A 455-nucleotide genomic window follows, 5' to 3' on the forward strand; every position below is an offset into this window, starting at 1 on the left:
TTCGTCGGCGCGCAGAACAACGACCCAAGCATCGACGAGTCGCCGCTGTACGACATCGCCATGATCAACCTGGGCCATTACCGGAACAGTGCCGATTACGAAGACAGCGTCTTCTGGTGTGGTCAGGCTCAGCCGTGGATCAGCGGCCTTGATGAGCAGTGGCGCGACTGGATGGAGAAGAACGGCGTCTATGTCGGCTCCAGGGCGCCGATGATGCTGCCGGCGGGTGGTGCATTCGGCTACGCACAACCGGCGCCGAACACGCTGGTCAAGGAGGCAATGGCCGATAAGAACCAGATGATGATCGAACTCGGCGCACGGATGGTGGTGGCTTCACTTGCCACCAAGACAGCTACCGAGTCGCGCGGCGATCAGTCGGCATCCACATCGGTGCTCGCTGGCTGTGTGGCAAACGTCAGCGAGGCATACACGCGAGCCATCATGTGGTGCTGCGC

The 455-nt window shown here is 61.3% G+C and carries 1 protein-coding gene; it reads left to right on the top strand.

The features are described from left to right. The coding region (locus tag L8K08_RS30195) for a DUF4055 domain-containing protein (protein WP_242201992.1) at positions 1-455 on the top strand (455 nt) is incomplete at both ends.

The sequence above is a fragment of the Pseudomonas sp. TREG-RG-20F-10-E-6-01 genome (genome assembly GCF_022662455.1).
Lineage (GTDB): Bacteria > Pseudomonadota > Gammaproteobacteria > Pseudomonadales > Pseudomonadaceae > Aquipseudomonas.